This window comes from Ruegeria sp. BHSC223, from assembly GCF_059613025.1.
The window spans coordinates 37,824-53,401 of the sequence record NZ_JBXWRR010000007.1; the positions used below are offsets into that span (position 1 = coordinate 37,824).

15 protein-coding genes and 2 riboswitches are annotated in these 15,578 nt (G+C 67.8%); of the genes, 1 reads left to right on the forward strand and 14 read right to left on the reverse strand.

Features of this window, described 5'->3' with window-relative positions; genetic code table 11:
- Nucleotides 1-35 precede the first annotated feature (35 nt).
- A riboswitch (cobalamin riboswitch) is annotated at nt 36-246 on the reverse strand.
- A gap of 43 nt (nt 247-289) precedes the next feature.
- From cobF to cbiE, 6 genes are read right to left on the reverse strand one after another with little or no spacing between them, the layout of a single operon-like run.
- On the reverse strand, nt 290-1,033 hold the full coding sequence (gene cobF / locus AC2FNY_RS12645; RefSeq protein ID WP_496802672.1) for a precorrin-6A synthase (deacetylating): 744 nt from the start codon (nt 1,031-1,033) through the stop codon (nt 290-292).
- Entirely contained in the window at nt 1,026-1,754 is a 729-nt protein-coding gene (cobA, locus tag AC2FNY_RS12650; protein ID WP_496802673.1) for a uroporphyrinogen-III C-methyltransferase, read from the reverse strand. The genes cobF and cobA overlap by 8 nt, the downstream gene beginning before the upstream one ends.
- A complete protein-coding gene (locus AC2FNY_RS12655; protein WP_496802674.1) occupies nt 1,751-3,073 on the reverse strand; it encodes a cobyrinic acid a,c-diamide synthase CobB in 1,323 nt (440 codons plus the stop codon). Before AC2FNY_RS12655 ends, cobA begins: the two co-directional genes overlap by 4 nt.
- Nucleotides 3,060-3,854, reverse strand: coding sequence for a precorrin-4 C(11)-methyltransferase (gene cobM, locus AC2FNY_RS12660; protein ID WP_496802675.1), 795 nt, complete (start codon nt 3,852-3,854; stop codon nt 3,060-3,062). The genes AC2FNY_RS12655 and cobM overlap by 14 nt, the downstream gene beginning before the upstream one ends.
- Nucleotides 3,851-4,219 (reverse strand): cobalamin biosynthesis protein, encoded by a 369-nt coding sequence (locus AC2FNY_RS12665; protein WP_496802676.1) that lies wholly within the window; start codon nt 4,217-4,219, stop codon nt 3,851-3,853. The genes cobM and AC2FNY_RS12665 overlap by 4 nt, the downstream gene beginning before the upstream one ends.
- Nucleotides 4,216-5,415, reverse strand: coding sequence for a precorrin-6y C5,15-methyltransferase (decarboxylating) subunit CbiE (gene cbiE / locus AC2FNY_RS12670; RefSeq protein ID WP_496802677.1), 1,200 nt, complete (start codon nt 5,413-5,415; stop codon nt 4,216-4,218). The genes AC2FNY_RS12665 and cbiE overlap by 4 nt, the downstream gene beginning before the upstream one ends.
- Between cbiE and AC2FNY_RS12675 the strand changes: the two genes are divergently transcribed.
- Nucleotides 5,414-6,166 (forward strand): cobalt-precorrin-6A reductase, encoded by a 753-nt coding sequence (locus tag AC2FNY_RS12675; RefSeq protein WP_496802678.1) that lies wholly within the window; start codon nt 5,414-5,416, stop codon nt 6,164-6,166. The two genes, cbiE and AC2FNY_RS12675, sit on opposite strands and share 2 nt — an antisense overlap.
- On the opposite strand, the gene cobJ is transcribed toward AC2FNY_RS12675, so the two are convergent.
- The 8 genes from cobJ to AC2FNY_RS12715 all read right to left on the reverse strand — a co-directional run bounded on the left by cobJ (nt 6,139) and on the right by AC2FNY_RS12715 (nt 15,367).
- Nucleotides 6,139-6,891, reverse strand: coding sequence for a precorrin-3B C(17)-methyltransferase (gene cobJ, locus AC2FNY_RS12680; RefSeq protein WP_496802679.1), 753 nt, complete (start codon nt 6,889-6,891; stop codon nt 6,139-6,141). The two genes, AC2FNY_RS12675 and cobJ, sit on opposite strands and share 28 nt — an antisense overlap.
- A complete protein-coding gene (locus AC2FNY_RS12685) occupies nt 6,888-7,616 on the reverse strand; it encodes a precorrin-2 C(20)-methyltransferase (RefSeq protein WP_496802680.1) in 729 nt (242 codons plus the stop codon). Before AC2FNY_RS12685 ends, cobJ begins: the two co-directional genes overlap by 4 nt.
- On the reverse strand, nt 7,613-8,242 hold the full coding sequence (locus AC2FNY_RS12690) for a precorrin-8X methylmutase (RefSeq protein WP_496802681.1): 630 nt from the start codon (nt 8,240-8,242) through the stop codon (nt 7,613-7,615). Before AC2FNY_RS12690 ends, AC2FNY_RS12685 begins: the two co-directional genes overlap by 4 nt.
- Complete coding sequence (locus tag AC2FNY_RS12695) at nt 8,242-9,369, reverse strand: ferredoxin-like domain-containing protein (RefSeq protein WP_496802682.1); 1,128 nt, start codon at nt 9,367-9,369, stop codon at nt 8,242-8,244. Before AC2FNY_RS12695 ends, AC2FNY_RS12690 begins: the two co-directional genes overlap by 1 nt.
- A complete protein-coding gene (gene cobN / locus AC2FNY_RS12700) occupies nt 9,366-12,659 on the reverse strand; it encodes a cobaltochelatase subunit CobN (protein WP_496802683.1) in 3,294 nt (1,097 codons plus the stop codon). The genes AC2FNY_RS12695 and cobN overlap by 4 nt, the downstream gene beginning before the upstream one ends.
- A 9-nt stretch (nt 12,660-12,668) precedes the next feature.
- Complete coding sequence (gene cobW, locus AC2FNY_RS12705) at nt 12,669-13,724, reverse strand: cobalamin biosynthesis protein CobW (RefSeq protein WP_496802684.1); 1,056 nt, start codon at nt 13,722-13,724, stop codon at nt 12,669-12,671.
- A gap of 3 nt (nt 13,725-13,727) precedes the next feature.
- Nucleotides 13,728-14,102, reverse strand: coding sequence for a DUF1636 family protein (locus AC2FNY_RS12710; protein WP_234138895.1), 375 nt, complete (start codon nt 14,100-14,102; stop codon nt 13,728-13,730).
- Between the two features lie 91 nt (nt 14,103-14,193).
- A riboswitch (cobalamin riboswitch) is annotated at nt 14,194-14,410 on the reverse strand.
- A gap of 72 nt (nt 14,411-14,482) precedes the next feature.
- Nucleotides 14,483-15,367 (reverse strand): LysR substrate-binding domain-containing protein, encoded by an 885-nt coding sequence (locus AC2FNY_RS12715; protein ID WP_496802685.1) that lies wholly within the window; start codon nt 15,365-15,367, stop codon nt 14,483-14,485.
- Nucleotides 15,368-15,578: the final 211 nt, after the last annotated feature.

Here is a 15,578-nt window from a genome sequence, read left to right on the forward strand (position 1 = left end):
GTCATTTCCTCCTTGCCGCCGCACCCGACGGCCGGTGTTTCATTACCTGTCTGGCAGGTCTCCTGGCTCGCGGGTCGGTGCCTCTGTTCGCCTTCCCCCCGGAGCGAACCCGGGAGTGGCTGGTTGAACAGAGGCTCACCGCTTACAGTCGCGGGGGCGGCTTTGGCCTGAACCGACGGGCGGTCGCACCAAATTCCCTCTTAGCATCCGGATTGCTCCGGCAGGACCAGACCCCTCCATTTAGCCGCGAACGCGCATCCGGCGCAATCGTCATTTGCGACCTTTCCGGTCAGTTTCCGCGCTTTTTCAAAAGATAGATATCCATGATCCAGCCGTGATCGGCTCGCGCACGGGCACGGGTTTCGACGATTTCGCCCGCCATCTCGGCCAGAGGTCCCGCCACCAGAATCTGTTCCTCCATGCCCACATAGGCGCCCCACCAGATGTGGTAATCGGACATATCCAGCGCCTGGAACGAGCATTCGCCGTCCAGCATCACGGCCGCGGTATCCACCGCGGGCGGCCAGCCTTCGTCGCGCAGGCGCCGCCCGGTGGTGACCAGGAACGGTGCCCCCAATTCGTTGACCGGAATGCCATGCGCCGCTGTCAGCGCCTGAAGCGCGGTGATGCCGGGAATCACCCGCACCTTGGGTTGCGGATCGAGCCGCGCCGCGATTCGCAGCGAACTGTCATAGAGCGACGGGTCGCCCCAGATCAGCAGCGCCACCCGCGCCGCGTCGGGGTGGTCCTCCATCGCCGCCTGCCAGCGGAGCGCAATGGCATCGTGCCACTCGTCGACACCCTTCAGATACCCATCCTCGGCCCGGCGCGCCGGGATGTCGAAATAGGCGATCTGCGGCGGTGTGTCGGTGGCGTCAGTGATGATGCGCTCGCGCAGCCCGGCCAGATCGGATTTCCCCGCCCCCTTGCGCGGGATCAGGATCAGATCGGCGGCGCGAATGGCGGCGATGCCTTCGCGGGTGATGTGGTCGGGATTGCCGGTGCCGATTCCGATCAGGAGAAGCTCAGTCATCGCCGAACTCCGCCAGCGGACCATAAAGGATCAGGGCAGGGGCGGTGCCGATCTCCGCTGCCAGCCGTTCGGCCAGTTCACCCATGGTGGCGCGGGTCAGGCGCTGTTCAGGGGTCGAGACGCTTTCGGCCATCAGCGCAGGCGTTGAACGTGGCAGGCCATGCGCCTCAAGCGCATCCAGCAGCAGTGGAAAGGTGCGCTTGCCCATGAACACGACCGTGGTGGCCTGCGAATCCGCCAGTGCGGGCAGGTTCAGGTCGGGGGGCAATTGCCCGCTGACGTCATGGCCGGTGACGAATTGCACCCGCCGCGCGGTCAGTCGTCGGGTCAGCGGGATGCCCGCCGCCGCCGCCGCCGCCACCGCCGAGGGGATGCCGGGGATGATCTCATACCCGATCCCGGCCGCGCGCAGCGCGACCAGTTCTTCCTCCAGCCGGCCAAAGAGACCGCCATCGCCGGATTTCAGCCGCACCACATGTGCGCCGGTCTGGGCATAATCCACCAGCAGGCGGCTCACATGGTCCTGTTTGGGCGAGGCGCGGCCCGCTCGTTTGCCCACCCCAACCAGATCGGCATCCGCGCGCGCATGGGTCAGGATCGGACCGCTCGACAGATCGTCGAACAGCACCGCATCGGCTTTGCCCAGCCGATCCACCGCTTTCAGCGTCAACAGGTCCGGGTCGCCCGGCCCCGAGCCGACAAAGGAGACAAAGCCGCTCATGATCCCGCCTCCGCGATCAGGTGAAAGAAGGTGCCGGTCACATGGCCGCGCACGGATCCGGTTTGCGGCCCCTCGACGCCCTCGGCATCGAAAACACGGGCCAGCGGCGCGTCGGGTTGCTCCAGGATCGAGGAATAGTGGAACTCGTGCCCGCGCAGGGTGGCACCGGTGCCATAGCCGGGCAGGGGCGCCAGCAATTCGGCCCGGCGATAGCCCAGGTTGAACTTGCGCTTTTCATACGAGGTGACGAGGCCCAACAGACCCGCCATCCGGTGGCGGGTGCCATCCTTGTCGATCAGCGCTTCGCCCAATGCCATGTAGCCGCCGCATTCGCCGTGCACGGGCCGGGTTTCGGCATGTCGTCTCAGCCCCGCGCGAAAGGTATTGGCGGCGGCGAGTGTGCCCGCATGCAGTTCGGGATAGCCGCCGGGCAGCCAGACCAGATCGGCATCGGGTGCGGGGGCCTCGTCGGCCAGCGGCGAAAACGGCAGGATCTCGGCGCCGCCAGCGCGCCAGCCTTCCAGCAGATGCGGATAGGTGAACGAGAACGCGGCGTCCCGCGCCAGCGCGATGCGCTGGGCGGGGGGCGGCGGCAGCGGTGCCGAGGAAAGCCCGAGAGGGCTAGAAGAGGCGGCGGCGCGGATCGCGTCCAGATCCACATGTTCCCGGAGGAACGCGGCATAGCCCGCGATGGCGGCCTCCAGGTCGGGATGTTCCACCGCCTGAATGAGGCCCAGATGCCGCTCGGGCAGGGTCAGGTCGCCGCGCCGGGGCAGCACGCCCAGAACCGGCAGGCCCGCGCGCTCCATCCCCAGCCGGGTCAGCCGCTCGTGCCGGGGGCTGGCACAGCGGTTCAGGATCACTCCGGCAAAGGGCAGGTCGGGATTGTACATCCGGAACCCCAGCGCGGTCGCCGCCGCCGATTGCGCCTGTCCACCCACATCGAGGACCAGCACCACCGGCCAGCCCATCCTGAGCGCGGTCTCGGCGCTCGACCCGTGGCCGGTTTCGCCCGGTTTGGCGACGCCGTCAAACAGGCCCATCGACCCTTCGGCCACCACGATATCGGCACCTGCCGCCTGCGCGGCCACAGCACTCAGCAGACCCTCGCCCATCGCCCAGCTGTCGAGGTTGAACGAAGCCCGTCCCGCCGCCGCCAGGTGAAAGGCGGGGTCGATATAATCGGGCCCGCTCTTGAAGGGCTGCACCATCAGCCCATCCTCGGCCAGCGCGCGCAACAACCCCAGCATGACCGTGGTCTTGCCGGTGCCCGAGGCCGGGGCCGAGATCATCAGGCCGCGGGGGTTAGTCATCGCCATGGCTCCAGCTCGACCATGGGCTGTCGGCGCTTTGCGGCCGGTAACGGCGGTCGTATTCCCGTGAATACAGGCAGCTTTCGTCGAACCCTTCGCCCTTCAGCACCGGCCCCACCAGAATCAGCGCGGTACGCGAGATGCTTTCGTCCACCGCCCCTGCCAGCCCGGCCAGGGTGGTGCGGATGATCCGCTCGTCCGGCCAGCTGGCGCGATAGACCACCGCCACCGGGCAATCGGCCCCGTAATGCGGGGTCAGGTCGGCGATCACCCGGTCGAGGTTGCCGATCGACAGGTGGATGGCCAGCGTGGCGCCGGTACGGGCGAAATTCTCCAGGCTCTCGCCCTCGGGCATTGACGAGGCGCGACCGGGCGTGCGGGTCAGTACCACTGATTGCCCCAGACCCGGCAGGGTCAGCTCGGTCCCTAGCGCGGCGGCGGCGGCGGCAAACGAGGGCACGCCGGGCGTCACGCTGACCGGGATGCCCAACTGTTTCAGCCGCCGGATCTGCTCGCCCATGGCCGACCAGACCGACAGATCGCCCGAATGCAGCCGTGCCACATCCTGCCCCGCCTGATGCGCAGCCTCGATCTCGGCCATGATCTGATCCAGATCCATCGGCGCGGTGTTGACGATCCTTGCCCCCTCGGGGCAATGGCTCAGGATCTCTTCGGGCACCAGCGACCCGGCATAGAGGCAGACCGGGCAAGAGGCGATGATATCGCGGCCACGCAGGGTCAGCAGGTCGGCGGCGCCCGGTCCGGCGCCGATGAAATGAACGGTCATGTCTTGTCTCCGATGGCGAGGGCGCAGGTGGCGCGCCGGTCGTCCGATATCTGTCTGGGGGTGATCAGCCGCGCGCCCGGCCCGGCGGCGACCAGTGCTGCGGCCTCGGCCACGCTGCCGGTGCCATAGCTGGCGCGGCTTTGCGGCGAGCAGGTGAGGGTGCGCTGCCCGGCAAGCTCAGCGGCGGGGATCAGATGCAGGGGTAAGGCGAGTTCCTCAGCCAGTGCCTCCAGCGCCGGGTGCCCGGCTTTGTCGGCAACGGTGGCGAGCGCGGCCACCGCCTGCCCGGCGGCGGCCTTGTCGTAAGCCGCGCGCAGGCTTGCCGCCTCTGCCGTGGTGGTGAAACCCAGTCCGGCGACAATCATAGCGTCACGCTCCACTGCACCACGGGATAGGCCGATTTCCAGCCCCGGCGCGGCCCCAGCGGAGCGGCCTGCGCCAGTTCGATCCGCAGCAGATCGCCGCCCTTCTTGGCCTGCCATTGCGCCAGCAAAGCCTCGCTTTCCAGCGTCACCGCATTGGCGACAAGCCGGGTTCCGGCGGGCAGTTCGGCAAAGAGCCATTCCAGCAAGGTGGCACTCAGACCACCGCCGATGAACACAGCATCGGGTTGGCCGAGACTGCCAAGCACCTCGGGCGCGCTGCCTTCGACCAGGCGCAGGTGGTCCTGACCCAATGCGTCGGCATTGGCGCGGATGCGCGCGGCGCGGTCGGCGCGGGGCTCGACCGTGGTGGCGCTCAGCGTCGGGTCACTCATCAGCCATTCGATCCCGATCGAGCCGCTGCCGCCGCCGATATCCCACAGGTGTTCGCCCCGTTGCGGTGCCAGTGCCGACAAGGTCAGCGCCCGCACCGGGCGCTTGGTGATCTGTCCGTCAGTCTCAAAGATGGCATCGGGCCTGCCGCTGGCCTTTGGGATCGCGGGGCCGTCGCCCGCCACCTCGATGCCGACACAGACCGGGTGCGTGAAGGCACCGGCCTGCGCTTCAGCCAGAGACAGGATATGCACGCGCTCGCGCGGCCCCCCCAGCGCCTCCATCACATGCAGGCGACTGGCGGCAAAACCGCTCTGGTCCAGATAGCAAGCCAACTCGGATACCGCCGCACCGTCACGCAGCAGGACCAGCGCGCGCAGGCCGGATGCCAGATGCGGGCGCAGCCGGGACAGGGGGGCAGCATGGAGGCCAAGTGTCAGGGTCTTCTCCAGCGGCCAGCCCAGCCGCGCTGCCGCCAGCGAAAAGGTCGATACCCCCGGCAGCGCGCGCCATTCGCTCGCATCGAAATGCCGGGCAATGACCGCGCCCGCGCCAAACCAGAACGGATCGCCCGAAGCCAGCACCGCGACACGGCGTCCGCGCAGCCCGACCAGAATCTCCAACCCGTCGGCATAGGGGACAGGCCAAGCGATGCGCTCTTGCGGTCCCTCGGGCAGCAGCGACAGGTGCCGGGGCGGCGCCATGATCACATCGGCCGCGTCCAGGGCTTGACGGCTTGCGGGTGGCAGGCCATCCAGTCCATCCTCGCCCATGCCGATCACGCTCAGCCACGGAGCATCAGACATGTCCCACCTCCTGATCCTGGGCGGTACCACCGAAGCGAACGCCTTGGCGCGCGCCGTGGCAGACACGGGCCTGCGCGCGACCTATTCCTATGCCGGCCGGGTCGAGGCGCCGCGCGAGCAGCCGATCCCGGTGCGGGTCGGCGGATTTGGAGGCGTGGCCGGTCTGGTGGATTTCATCCACAGCAACAATGTCACGCATCTCGTTGATGCAACACATCCTTTTGCCGCGCAGATGAGCATCAATGCCTACACTGCCTGCGCCCAAACGGGCACGCCGCTGGCCGCGCTGACGCGGCCCGCCTGGCAGCCCGTCGATGGAGACAACTGGCGCCACGTTCGCGATATCCCTGCCGCTGTTGCCGCACTCGCGGGGACGCCGCAGCGCGTGTTTCTGGCGGTTGGACGGATGCATCTGGACGACTTTGCCGCCCAGCCGCAGCACGACTATCTGCTGCGTCTCGTCGATGCGCCCGGCGGTCCGCTGCCCTTGCCCAAGGCGCAGGTCGTGGTGTCGCGGGGGCCCTTCACAAGCGAGGGAGACAAGGCCCTGATGCAACAGCATAAAACGCAGCTTGTAGTCAGCAAGAACGCAGGCGGAGCGGGCGCGCGGGCCAAGCTGGACGCGGCCCGCGATCTGGGCCTGCCGGTGCTGATGATCGACCGCCCCGTTCTGCCCCCCCGGACCGAGCTTGCCACCCCCGCCGATGTGCTGCGCTGGCTGCGTCATTCCGGCGTGAACCTCGGCGTGTAAACGATTGGTGCGCCATCTCTTTCGATGAGACGGGTGCGTGACGATCCCACCAGAACCACGGTCTGCATATCGGCCATCTCGGGTGTCGCCTCGGCCAGCTGCGTGACACGCAGCGCCTCGTCCGGGCGCGACACCGCGCGGGCGAACAGGATCAGCCGCTCAGGCTCACATTCCTCACGCAGGATTTGCAGCGTCTTTTCAAACCCTTCGGGCCTGGACTTCGAGCGCGGATTGTAGAAGGCCATGGCGAAATCCGCCTGCGCGGCCAGCCGCAACCGGCGTTCGATCAACGGCCATGGCTTCAGGTTGTCGCTGAGGTTGATGCAGCAGAAATCATGGCCCAGCGGCGCGCCTGCGCGCGCAGCAGCGGCGAGCATTGCGGTGATGCCGGGCAGCACCTGAATATCCAGATCGCGCCATGTGCGCGGCCCAGAGTCCACCGCCTCGAACACTGCCGAGGCCATGGCGAACACGCCGGGATCGCCCGACGAGACCACGACCACCCGGTGTCCGTCGGCGGCCATCTCCAGCGCGTGGCGCGACCGGTCGATCTCGACCCGGTTGTCGCTGGCATGCAGCGTCAGGCCGGGCCGTTCAGCCACCCGCGCGACGTAGGGAATATAGCCCACCACATCGGTGGCCTCAGCCAGCACCGCCGTCACCTCGGGCGTCACCAGTGCCTCGGTGCCTGGGCCAAGTCCGACAATCCGCAGCCAGCCGCTCATGGCCGCCGCCCCTGGCCATGCACGATGATGATCGAGAAATAGGGGGTGATGCCGGTGCATTTCTCGGACAGGCGCGAGACCTGCTGATTGGCCATCTGGGCGTATTCGACGATCCAGGCGCGTTCGAACAGACCGGAGGTCTTGAGCGCGCGCACCACCTTGTCGAGGTTGCGGCCCAGCTTCATCACCACCAGCGCGTCGGTTTCGGCCATGCGGGCGGACAGCACATCCTCGGGCAGGGTGCCGGGCAGCACGGTCAACACATCGTCGCCCCAGGTGATCGGGGTGCCGGTGGCGGTCCAGGCGCCGGACATGCCGGTGATGGCGGGGATCACCTCGACCGGGACCAGATCGCGCAGGCGTGTATAAAGATGCATGAACGAGCCGTAGAAGAATGGGTCACCCTCACACAGGACAACCACATCCTCGCCCGCGTCCGCCAGCGCGCGCAGATGGGCGGCGGCACCCTCGTAGAACTCGGACAGCAGCTGGTTATAGCGGGGGTCGGTGACCGGGATCTCGGTCGTCACCGGGTATTCCATCGGAAACTCGACCGCGCCCTCGGGGACCATGCCGTTGACGATCTTGCGGGCCTGACCGCTGCGGCCGGGCTTGCGGAAATAGGCCACGTGGCGGGCGCTGCGCAGCAGGCGGTCGGCCTTGACGCTCATCAGGTCGGGGTCGCCGGGGCCAAGGCCCAGACCGTATATGGTGCCCGCGCTCATTCGGCGCGGCTCGCGATGGCGTTGATCGCCGCAACGGTGATGGCGCTGCCGCCCAGGCGGCCCTTGACGATGCAGCAGGGCACCGGCTGGGCCTCCCAAAGGGCGTCTTTCGACTCGACCGCGCCGACAAAGCCAACCGGGCAGCCGATGATTGCGGCGGGGCGCGGGCAGTCGGGGTCCTCGAGCATGTTCAACAGGTGAAACAGGGCGGTGGGCGCATTGCCGATCGCCACCACCGCGCCCGCCAGATGCGGCCGCCACAGTTCCAGCGCGGCGGCCGAGCGGGTATTGCCCATCTCGGCGGCCAGCGGGCGCACGCGCTCGTCATGCAGGGTACAGATCACCTGATTGTCGGCGGGCAGGCGGAACCGCGTCACGCCCTCGCTGACCATGCGCGCATCGCACAGGATCGGCGCGCCCGCCTCCAGAGCATCCCGCGCGGCGGTGACGAAGCCGGGCGAGAAATGAACGAACTCCTCCAGCCCGACCATGCCGGCGGCATGGATCATCCGCACCGCGACCTGTTCCTCATCCGTGTCGAAACGGGCCAGATCGGCCTCGGCCCGGATGGTGGCAAAGGACTGTTTGTAGATCGCCGCGCCATCGGTTTCGTATTCATAGGGCATCAGGTCAGGTCCATCGTCTTCAGTGTTTCGGGGGTCAGGCCGCGCTGGCAGGGCTCATCCCCTGCGCGGCCCTGTTTTACAAGGTCAAATCGCCCGTCACGTGCGACCAGCGTGATATCGGCGGCGCCCATCCGGGCGCAGCTCTTGGCACAGCCCGAGACATGCAGGCTGCCGCTCACGCGCCCGGCCAGCGCGCGGGCCAGATCGCGGGTCTCGGCCTGGGCCTGCGGGCAATAGGGCGCGCCGGGGCAGGCATCTGTGGTCAACAGCGGATCGCCGGTGCGGGTGACGAAATCGGGGGCGGGGATGGCCCGAGCGCCTTCCAGCAGGATCAGCCGCCAGGGGGTGACCCGCAAACCGGTGGCGCCGCTGTCACGCAAGAGCGCAGCCAGCGCCTGCGCGGGCAGTTGGCCAAAGGCGGCGCCGTACAGTGAACCAAGGGTGGTTTGGCCGGGCGCAAGCGGTTCTTCAACCGGCCCCGGTGCAACACCTAGCCAGACAGCAGGCAGCGGTTCGACCTTCACCAGCCGCGCCATGCGGCGGGTGTCGGGGGTAAACCGGTCAGCAAACCAGCGCGCCAGTTCGATCAGGCGGTCGATCGCCTCGCCTTCGGTCACCTCACGTCCCGTATCCACGCCATCGGCGCGCAGGATCAGGCCATTTCCGCCGGTTTCCAGCCGGATATCCGCCGAGTCCCCGCTCAGCAGGCGGCCCGCCCCGGTGTCGATGGCAAAGCCGAATTTCGCAGGCAGCGCGGGCAACTCGCCCAGTCGCTCCGTCAACTCTCGCCCCAGCCGCTCGGTCAAGTCGCCATGAGTGTAAAGCGGTGAGAACAGGATATTGCGCCGTACCTCGATCCCCGGTTCACCGTCCAACAGGTCAAGCGCCGCCAGTTCCGCCAAGAGCGGCTGATGATCCGCCTCACCCACCCCGCGCAGTTGCAGGTTGGCGCGGTTGGTCAGGTCGATGGTGCCATTGCCGAACCGGTCTGCCAGCGCGCAAAGACCCAGCGCCTGCGCCACGCTCAGCCGGGCGAGGCGCGGGCGCACCCGCACCACCAGCCCGTCGCCCGACATCATCGGACGATGCGCGCCGGGGCACCAGCCCTGAACAATGGGTGCGGTCATGCCAGCCCCTCCAGATCGGCCCGGATCGAGTTGCGCCGGGTCTGCCACAGCCCCGCCTCGTAGAGCGCGCGGAACCGGTCCAGCATGGCCTGATAGGCCTGCGGGTTGGCCTCTTGCAGGAAGGCCGCGACCTGCGCGTCTCCCAAAGTGGCATCGTGGTAGAGGTCAAACAGATGCGGCGCCACGCTGTCGGCCAGATGCGCGAACGAGGCCATGTGGTCGAGCGTCGCCGCGATCTCGGCGGCGCCCCGGAACCCGTGCCGCATCATACCCGCGATCCAGCCGGGATGGGCGGCGCGGGCGCGCACCACGCGGGCGATTTCCTCGGGCAGGGTCCGGGCGCGGGGGGTGTCGGGGTTGGTGTTGTCGAGATGATAGAGTTGCGCCTTGCCCCCTGTCACCCGTTTGGCGGCGGCAAAGCCTGCCTCATGGGTGGCATAGTCGGCGGCCAGGAGAAGGTCGGTCTCGGCCAGATCCTGCAAATGCACGAACCCGTCGGCCTTGGCGACGCGGTCGCGGATGCCCTCGGCATCGCGGGCGATGTTCTCGCCTTCGAGCGCAAAGGAACTGGCCGCCAGCCAGGCCTCTCCCGCCTGTTGGCGGGCCTCGTCCGTATAGGTCTCGGGCAGGTGGCCCATGCCCAGCCCATAGCTGCCCGGCGCCGGGCCATAGACCCGTGCTGCGGGCGCATGTCCGGCATAGGGGTTCCAATCGGGCGCCTCGTCACGCGCGCTGAGCGCGCGCACGGCTTGCCCGAACAGCGCCGAAAGGGTCGGAAACACGTCGCGGAACAGGCCCGAAACGCGCAGGGTCACGTCCAGCCGGGGCCGGTCCAGGTCGGTGATCGGCAATACCTCGATGCCCGAAACCCGCTCGGACCCCTGATCCCAGACCGGTTTAACCCCCAACAGATGCAGCGCCATGGCGAATTCCTCGCCCGCCGTGCGCATGGTGGCCGAGCCCCAGAGATCGACGATCAGCCCCTTGGGGTAATCGCCTTCTTCCTGCAAATGCCGCCGCACCAGTTCCTCGGCCAGCTTCACGCCCTGCGCATAGGCCGCGCGGGTGGGGACCGACCGGGGATCGGTGGTATAAAGGTTGCGCCCGGTCGGCAGCACGTCGGTCCGCCCCCGATAGGGCGACCCGGACGGCCCCGCCGCGATCCGCTTGCCCGCCAGCGCATCGATCAGCGCGCGCGCCTCGCCCTGCGCCGAAGGGGTGGGATCGAACGGACCGGTCACCTCGGGCACACGACTATAGACATGCAGCCCGTCGCCATACTGGCTTTCCTTCACGTCGCAGACAAACCGGTCGATGCGGGTGATCGCCTCGGCGGTCGAGGTGGCGCGGTCGAGGCCCAGATCGTCTTCCAGCCCCAGCGCCTGCGCCTCGGCCCGGATATCGTCCTGCAAGCGGTCGCGGCGCTTGGGGTCCAGCCCGTCGGCATTGGAAAACTCGTCGAGCAGTGCCTCGAGTTGCACCATCCGGTCCGGCGTGCCGCTGCTGCGCAGGGCCGGGGGGATATGGCCCAGCGTCACCGCGCCGATGCGGCGCTTGGCCTGTGCGGCCTCGCCCGGATCGTTGACGATAAAGGGATAGATCACCGGCAGATCGCCGATCAGAACCTCGGGCCAGCATTCATCCGACAGCGCCACCGCCTTGCCCGGCAGCCATTCCAGCGTGCCATGGGCGCCGATATGGATCAGGGCGTCGGCCCCCAGCGCCTGCCGCAGCCAGAGATAGAAGGCGACATAGCCGTGGCGCGGGGTGCGCGAGAGATCGTGATAATCGTCATCGCGCGCCTCGGGCGTGCCCCGTTCCGGTTGCAGGGCGACCAGCGCCTTGCCACGCCGAATGGCGCGAAAGTGCAAATTGCCTTGCGAAAATGCCGGATCAGACTCCGGATCACCCCAAACGTTTTGCAAATCCTGGCGCAATTGTGGCGGAATGCTGGCCAAAGCTTTGCGATATTCCGAGATTGGCCACGAAATCGACACAGTTTGCAGGTCTTCCGCAATCGGCTGTCCAGGTTGGATATCGTACCCTTCATCCTGCAAATCGCTCAGGATCGCCTCGGCCGAGGCCAGCGCGTCCAGACCCACCGCATGGGCCATCTGCCAATCCTTGCCGGGATAGGTGGACAGAACCAGCGCCAGCACCCGCTGGGCAGCGGGTTTGGCCGTCAGCCGCAGCCAGCCCGACACCCGGTTCACCACCGCCTCGATCCGGTCGGGTTCTGGGCGGTGCGCGAAACGGGAATACTCCAACTCCGGGTCGCGTTTGCCCGGCTCCTTGAACGAGATCAGGCCTGCGTCGATGCGCCCGTCGACCTCGGGCAGGACCACATGCATGGCCAGATCGGCAGGCGACAGGCCGCGCTCGGCCTCGGCCCAGGCCTTGCGGCGCGAGGTGGCCAGCGCCACCTGGAACACCGGTACACCGGCGGCATCAAGCGGCGAGGCGCCATTGGCGCCCTTGCCGGAGAAAGCGGTGGCATTGACGATGGCCGCCGGGGCCAGCCCGGGCATCTGCCCGGCAATCCAGTCGGCAGCGGCGGGTGCCTTCAGTGAGGGCGCGAACATGCCCATCGCCTGAAACCCACGCGCGCGAAAGGCACGGATCAGCGCCGCGACCGAGGCCGTGTCGGCCGAAGTCAGGTAGGCGCGGTAAAAGGTCACCAGAATGCGCGGGGCGTCGCCCTCGAACACGGTCTCGGGGGCGATCACGCCGCGCTCGGGGCACCAGAACCCGCATTCCGGCAGCACCTTTGACCCCACCACCGGCCCGGCATAAAGCCCGGTCGCCAGCGCCATCTGCGCCAGTGCCGCCTGCGCCGCTACCTCGCCACCGGTATCGCAGAGATGTTGCAGGCGCCGCAGGGTGGACACAGGCAGGGTGGAATAGGCGTCAAGCCGCGTATCCTCGCGCCCATCCGCCGGCAACACCGCCAGCGCCAGCCCCTTTTCCTGCGCCAGCGCCAGAACCTGTTGCAGCCCATAGGCCCAATAGGGCACCCCGCCGATCAGCCGGATCAGAATGCCCTTGGCCCCTGACAGGGTATTTTCCACATAGGTATCGACCGACAGAGGATGTTTGAGTGCCGTCAGGTTAGCCAGGCGTAGGGTGGGCATTCTGCCCACCGCCCCGCCGCCGCGATGCCAGCCCGCCGCAAAAGCACCCAGGTCGCTGTCCGAGAACGACAAAACCACCAGATCCGCCGGGCTCTGGCCCAGGTCGGTCGGGGTCTCGGTCTCTTCCAGCCCGTGGCTTTCGCGGAAAACGACATGCATGACGTGGGCTTACTCCGCAGGCTCGGAAACGCCGGTCAGGATGGCACGGATCGCGGCCTCGTCGATGTCGTGATGCTCGGCGATCACCACCATGCGCGAGCGGCGCTCCTCTCCGGGTTGCCACGGACGGTCATACTGGTGGCGCACCCGCGCGCCAACCGCCTGCACCAGCAAGCGCATAGGCTTGCCCGCAACGGCGGCATAGCCCTTGACCCGCAGGATGTTCAGCTCGTTGGCCAGCCGCTCGATCCGCGCGACCAGCTCTGCCGGGTCGGATTGCTCGGGCAGTTCCACCACGATGCTTTCGAAATCGTCATGCTCGTGATCGTCATGGCCATCGTGATGGCTGGGGCGGGCATCCATGTCGTCCTCGGCGGCGGCGCCAAGGCCCAGGATCACCCGCACATCCACCGCGCCCTCGGCCACCTCGACCACCGGCAGCGGGCGGGGGGCCTCGGCCGCGATCACCTCGCGCGCGCGGGCCACGCCGTCGGGGCCGGCCAGATCGGGCTTGGTCAGCAGGATGATGTCGGCGCAGCTGATCTGGTCTTCGAACACCTCGGACAGGGGCGTTTCATGGTCGATCGAGTCGTCTGCCAGCCGCTGGGCGTCCACGGCCGCCACGTTGGGCGCGAAGCGGCCCGCGGCCACCGCCTCGGCATCGGCCAGCGCGATGACGCCATCCACGGTGATTTTCGAGCGGATATCGGGCCAGTCGAACGCCTTCAAGAGCGGTTTCGGCAGCGCCAGGCCCGAGGTCTCGATCAGGATGTGATCGGGGCGCGGCTCCAGCGCCATCAGCGCCTCGATGGTAGGAATGAAGTCATCGGCCACGGTGCAGCAGATGCAGCCATTGGCCAGTTCCATGATGTTTTCCGCCGGGCATTCCGGGATGGCGCAGCTTTTCAGGATCTCGCCATCGACGCCAACATCGCCAAACTCGTTGACCACCACGGCCAGCCGCTTGCCCTGCGGGTTCTGCATCAGGTGGCGGATCAGCGTGGTCTTGCCCGAGCCGAGAAAGCCGGTGATCACGGTAACGGGGAGTTTTTCAAGGGTGCTCATGGCTTAGGCTCCGATCGGGGGGATGCGCGCGGCGCAGTTCTTGCGGAAATGGACGGGACGCTCGCGCCAGGGCACCAGCCCGTCGGCGGTGGCGTGATACTTGGTGACGCCCTCGACGATGGTGGCCACGTCGTCGGCCTCGTTGAGGTTCTCATAGACAAAGGTCCAGCGCGCCGGGCCGCCGCGCAACACGATGGAACAGCCCTGATCGCAATTGGACAGGCATTCGACCGGCCTCACGGTGACCCCTTCGGGCAGTTCGGCCGCGCTCAGCGCGCGGTGCAGCAGGGCGCCGGGGCGCTGGGCATCGTCCTCGACCGGCAATCCGCGGCGGCAGGTGGTGCAGACCAGCAGTTCGACTGGTGCAGCTTCGGTCATGTCTCTCATCCCCCCTCGTCTGGTGCGGGGGACGGGGCTTGCGCGGGCCACGCTCTCGGACATGGACCCGACACCGGAACACCCCGTCCGGTCTTGTCTTCGGGTGCTGGCAGGTCTCCCGGCTTGCGGATGTCAGGGTCTTGCCCTGTCGGGCGTCCCGCCTTCCCGGCCAATCGGCCAGTGGCTTGGGCACCCTCTCCGGTCACGGTCGCGGGGGCGGCTGCGCTTGACGTCCGGCCTTGGGGCCGATCCGCTGGCGCATTCCCTTTTCATCCGGTTTCCCGGACACCAACAGGGCGGACATGCGGCATGGGCAGGGGCCTTGTCAAGCGCGCTTGGCGGTGCGCCTGAGGGGGCAGGGGAAAAGCGACCTCTGACGTTCAGCCAGCGGCATCCGCCGCCAGCCGCGTACGCAGCCAGTCGAGATAGAGCTGTGCCGGGGCCCCGGGCGCGGCGGCGCGTTCAGGCCGAACCAGGTAATGCGCCTGCGAAAAGGGAATCGGCGGTCCCGCCAGCCGAAGCGGAGCCCCCTGGGCGATGGCGCCCTGGGCAAAGCGGGTCAGCACGATGGCCAGCCCGGCGCCCGCCATCACCAGTTGCAGCGCCGCGACGGTGGTATCGACCGAATAAAGGCTGCCGCCGGTCGGAGCGGGCAGGCCCTGCGCCGCGAACCAGCGCGGCCAGTTGTCATCGTAACCCAGGATGTGGATCAACTGGTGCGCCTGTAACGCCGCGAGGGGCTGCTCCGGCGCCCCGGCCCGGACCACCGGCACGATGGTCTCATCGCAGAGCTTCTCGGTCACCAGCCCTGCCCAGTCGCCACGCCCCAGCCGGATATCCACATCCACGCCGCCCGCCGCCGGACCGTCATCCCAGATGTTCGAAACCAACCGGACCGGGATGCCGGGATGATCGGTGGCAAAATCAGGCAGGGTGGCGGCCAGCCAGTAGGTCGCCGAGGAGATCGGCGCACGGATGCGCAGGATGCCGCGCCTGGCCGGGCCGAACAGGCTGGAGGTCGACAACGCCACATCCGCCAGCGCCTGCCGCACCGACAGCGCATAGCTGCGCCCCAACTCGGTCAGGCCCAGCCGCCGGGCGGCGCGCGTGAAGAGCGGCTCGCCCAGTTCCGCCTCGAGCGAACGGATATGCAGGGATACGGCGGTCTGGGTCAGCCCCAACTCGCGCGCGGCTTCGGTAAAGTTCAGATGACGGGCGGCGGCCTCGAACGTCCGCAGCCAGACCGGGTTGGGCAGGCGGGCCATCTCAGCGTGGCTCCGGACCGAGGACCGGGGCGGGGCCCAGAAAATTCAAATTTTCTGGGACAAAATTTCCGGGGAAATTTTGTCGGCTGCGCTGGTTCGACATCCATCACCAAAAAATTCATGGCATCTTTCGATTTTTTATTCGTTTCTCTTGGCTAAATCCAGCTTTCATACTGCGCGCGAACCATGACCCCGGCAGGACCGGCAAGGG

Coding starts and splice junctions, on each gene's coding strand:
- AC2FNY_RS12675 (WP_496802678.1), top strand. CDS start 5,414: ATGTCCCACCTCCTGATCCTGGGCGGTACCACCGAAGCGAACGCCTTG.
- AC2FNY_RS12685 (WP_496802680.1), bottom strand. CDS start 7,616: ATGAGCGCGGGCACCATATACGGTCTGGGCCTTGGCCCCGGCGACCCC.
- AC2FNY_RS12655 (WP_496802674.1), bottom strand. CDS start 3,073: ATGGCGATGACTAACCCCCGCGGCCTGATGATCTCGGCCCCGGCCTCG.
- cobW (WP_496802684.1), bottom strand. CDS start 13,724: ATGAGCACCCTTGAAAAACTCCCCGTTACCGTGATCACCGGCTTTCTC.
- cobN (WP_496802683.1), bottom strand. CDS start 12,659: ATGCATGTCGTTTTCCGCGAAAGCCACGGGCTGGAAGAGACCGAGACC.
- AC2FNY_RS12665 (WP_496802676.1), bottom strand. CDS start 4,219: ATGATTGTCGCCGGACTGGGTTTCACCACCACGGCAGAGGCGGCAAGC.
- cobM (WP_496802675.1), bottom strand. CDS start 3,854: ATGACCGTTCATTTCATCGGCGCCGGACCGGGCGCCGCCGACCTGCTG.
- cobA (WP_496802673.1), bottom strand. CDS start 1,754: ATGAGCGGCTTTGTCTCCTTTGTCGGCTCGGGGCCGGGCGACCCGGAC.
- AC2FNY_RS12710 (WP_234138895.1), bottom strand. CDS start 14,102: ATGACCGAAGCTGCACCAGTCGAACTGCTGGTCTGCACCACCTGCCGC.
- AC2FNY_RS12715 (WP_496802685.1), bottom strand. CDS start 15,367: ATGGCCCGCCTGCCCAACCCGGTCTGGCTGCGGACGTTCGAGGCCGCC.
- AC2FNY_RS12695 (WP_496802682.1), bottom strand. CDS start 9,369: ATGACCGCACCCATTGTTCAGGGCTGGTGCCCCGGCGCGCATCGTCCG.
- cobJ (WP_496802679.1), bottom strand. CDS start 6,891: ATGAGCGGCTGGCTGCGGATTGTCGGACTTGGCCCAGGCACCGAGGCA.
- cbiE (WP_496802677.1), bottom strand. CDS start 5,415: ATGTCTGATGCTCCGTGGCTGAGCGTGATCGGCATGGGCGAGGATGGA.
- cobF (WP_496802672.1), bottom strand. CDS start 1,033: ATGACTGAGCTTCTCCTGATCGGAATCGGCACCGGCAATCCCGACCAC.
- AC2FNY_RS12690 (WP_496802681.1), bottom strand. CDS start 8,242: ATGCCCTATGAATACGAAACCGATGGCGCGGCGATCTACAAACAGTCC.